Raw genomic sequence first — 1,478 nt, 5'->3', positions numbered from 1 at the left:
GAAAAGTTAGACAATTTAGATTTTGAATTAAGCAATCATGGCTTGTTCCCGGTATTCTACTGGGGTCAAGCCATTTTTGTTTCTTGAAATTCTGACATTGTTAAACCAATCCACGTAGCCGTTCACCAATTTACGTAGATCTGAAAGTGTGTTGATCTGATACCGATTTAAGCATTCGCGTTTCATAAGGCTGAAGAAACTTTCAATAGGTGCGTTATCATGACAGTTTCCTTTGCGTGACATGCTCTGAGTTATATTCATGTCCTTGAGGCGCTGTTGATAATCTGTCATTTGATATTGCCAACCTTGATCTGAATGAAGAATTGGTTTAATGCCGCCTTTGAGATGCCGTTCTAATTCATTAAGTGATGCTTGAATCATGACCTTATTAGGGGAGGCACTGACGATAGCCGCAAGCACTTCACGGCTAGCCTCATCTGTAATCGATGAGATATAACCCCATTCGCCATTGTACAGCCGTACTTGTGTCACATCAGTATGGAATACGGTGAGTGGCTGTGTTGCTTCAAACTTCTGTTTCAAAATGTTGGGCGCAATGCGACCGACGTTACCTTTATAAGAGTGATATTTTGAAGTGTGTTTGGAATAAAGCACACATTTCAATCCCATATCACTCATTAGTCGTCTGATTGTCTCCTCGGCATAGTGTAAGCCAACTTTGTCTGCTTCATCATGAACGCGTCGATACCCATAGGTTTCCTTAGAATCGTAGAAACACTTCTTGATAAAGGCCTTGATTTTGGCATACTTATCGGATTTCTTATCACGTTTGAGCCGATCATAATAAGTCGCTCGTGGTAAGCGGAATACTTTAAGCAACTCTTTAAGATCATATTGCGACCTTAACGAAGTTACGATGCGGGCCTTTACTTTCGTGGAGAGCGCTTCGGTGAATTCTTCATCAGGGTCGCGAGTGCTTTTAAAATATCACGGTCCAATTCAGCTTCGTGTAGCTTACTTTTAAGCTCTAAGATTTCTTGTTTATACTTCTCCTCTTGCGTTGGTTCAAGGCGCTTGATTGGTCTAGTTTTCTTGTGCTTACCCATGGCTGGTCTCCCTTTATGCTTGGCACGCAAACCAGTCACTCCTCGTTCTCTCACGATACGATTCCAAGAATTGACTTGGCTAGGAGAGATGCCAAAGTGAGCTGCAGTTTGCGCACAGCTTACTTGATGTGTATGCACATACTCTACCACGGCAATCTTAAAAGTTTGAGAGTAATCTACGCTTGTATGCTTAACTTTCAGTGACTCAATACCGTGCATCTTAGCCTGACTGACCCATGTTTTAACAATTCCAGTGCAAGGTATTCCAAACTCTGTACAAAGATTTCTGTAGCTAATACCACCTTCGAGATACCGAGAGACAAACCTAACTTTAAATTCACTGCTATATTTGGTCATAAGAAAAGCCCCACAATCATTAGACTTCTTGTCTAACAATTGTAGGGCACTTCA

Annotated in this window: 2 protein-coding genes; both read right to left on the bottom strand. The window is 41.5% G+C overall.

Annotation, left to right across the window (positions count from 1 at the left end):
* Window positions 1-27 precede the first annotated feature (27 nt).
* Window positions 28-879, bottom strand: coding sequence for an IS3 family transposase (locus FC07_RS08135; protein ID WP_057904626.1), 852 nt, complete (start codon window positions 877-879; stop codon window positions 28-30).
* An 8-nt stretch (window positions 880-887) separates the two neighbouring features.
* Complete coding sequence (locus FC07_RS08130) at window positions 888-1,424, bottom strand: helix-turn-helix domain-containing protein (RefSeq protein WP_235807480.1); 537 nt, start codon at window positions 1,422-1,424, stop codon at window positions 888-890.
* Window positions 1,425-1,478 lie beyond the last annotated feature (54 nt).

The sequence above is a fragment of the Loigolactobacillus bifermentans DSM 20003 genome (assembly GCF_001434575.1).
Classification (GTDB): Bacteria; Bacillota; Bacilli; order Lactobacillales; family Lactobacillaceae; genus Loigolactobacillus; species Loigolactobacillus bifermentans.
This window is presented reverse-complemented; position numbering and strand designations above follow the sequence as displayed.